This is a genomic window from Amycolatopsis sp. VC5-11, assembly GCF_037034185.1.
GTDB classification, from domain to species: Bacteria; Actinomycetota; Actinomycetes; order Mycobacteriales; family Pseudonocardiaceae; genus Amycolatopsis; species Amycolatopsis nivea.
The window spans coordinates 1-1,452 of record NZ_JBAGKF010000049.1 but is presented as its reverse complement, the minus strand read 5'-3'; the positions used below and the strand labels follow the sequence as shown (position 1 = coordinate 1,452).

The 1,452-nt window shown below is 68.9% G+C and carries 1 protein-coding gene; it reads left to right on the top strand.

The genetic code is table 11. From position 1 onward, the window contains the following. Window positions 1-232: 232 nt before the first annotated feature. Complete coding sequence (locus WA670_RS45020; RefSeq protein WP_336162305.1) at window positions 233-1,438, top strand: IS110 family transposase; 1,206 nt, start codon at window positions 233-235, stop codon at window positions 1,436-1,438. The last annotated feature ends 14 nt before the right edge of the window (window positions 1,439-1,452 follow it).

Sequence of the window (1,452 nt, the reverse complement as noted above, 5' to 3'; positions counted from 1 at the left end):
CCCCGTTACCTTTTTCGTAGTTCCTGATCAAGGAGCTGTGGTCGCTAGGCCTGGCATGACTGACGCCCCCAGTCGAGTGCATGATCCGGGGGGTGGTGTCACCGGGCCTGGTGGCATCGAGGGACCGCTGAATAGGGACACGGCCGCCGCTGGGCAGGTCTCGTCGTAACGTGGGTGCCGGCCATCGATGCTCGACCGGCGGCCACGTCGCAACGGATGAACGGCATGGTGGATGAGCAGCGATTTCGGGGTGTTCCTCGGTCTGGATGTCGGCAAGGACGCCCATCACGCGGTCGGCCTGGATCCGGACGGGAAGCGCTTGCACGACGGGCCGCTGCCCAACAGCGAACCCAAGCTGCGGGCCCTGTTCGACAAGCTCGCCGCCCACGGACCGCTGCTGGTCGTGGTCGATCAACCCGCGACGATCGGGGCGCTGCCGGTCGCGGTCGCCCGCGCCGCCGGGCACCAGGTGGCCTACCTGCCCGGCCTGGCCATGCGGCGCATCGCCGACCTCTACCCCGGCCGCGCCAAAACCGACGCCCGCGACGCGTTCGTCATCGCCGACGCCGCCCGCTCGCTGCCGCACACCCTGCGCCCGGTCGACCTCGGCGACGACGCCCTGGCCGAACTCGACGTGCTCGTCGGATTCGACGACGACCTCGCCGCCGAGGCAACGCGGATCGGCAACCGGATCCGCGGCCTGCTCACCGGCATCCACCCCGCCCTCGAACGCGCCATCGGACCGCGCATCTCCCACCCCGCGGTGCTGGAAATCCTCTCCCGCTGCGGCGGACCCGCCGGCATCGCCAAAGCCGGACGCCGCAAAATCACCGCGATCGCGAAGGCCCACGCGCCCCGCATGGGCGAGCGGCTGGCCGCCTCGATCCTGGCCGCATTGGACGAGCAGAGCGTGACCGTCCCCGGCACCACCGCCGCCGACACCGTGCTCCCGCGACTGGCCGATAGTTTGAAAGCCGTTCTGCAGCAACGGAAACAGGTCACCGAACAGGTCGAGGGGATACTTGATGCGCACCCTCTTGCCGGGGTCCTGACGTCGATGCCCGGCATCGGAGTCAGGACCGCCGCTCGGATCCTCCTCGAAGTCGGCGACGCCTCCAACTTCGCCAGCTCGGGGCATCTGGCCGCCTACGCCGGCATCGCACCCGTCACCCGCGCGTCCGGGTCCTCGATCAAAGGCGAACACCCCGCCCGCACCGGCAACCGCAAACTCAAACGCGCGTTCTTCCTCGCCGCATTCGCCGCCCTGCACGACCCCATCAGCCGGGCCTATTACGACAGGAAAAGAGCCGAGGGCAAGAAGCACAACGCCGCCCTCATCTGCCTGGCCCGACGCCGTTGCGACGTCATCTACGCGATGCTGCGCAACAAGACCTACTACCGGCAACCCGACGCCGCTCCGGTCCCAGCCGCGGCTTGACAAACACATAGGGA

Bases quoted from the DNA above. Each gene is read 5' to 3' on its own strand.
- WA670_RS45020 (WP_336162305.1), top strand. From the start codon at position 233: ATGAGCAGCGATTTCGGGGTGTTCCTCGGTCTGGATGTCGGCAAGGAC.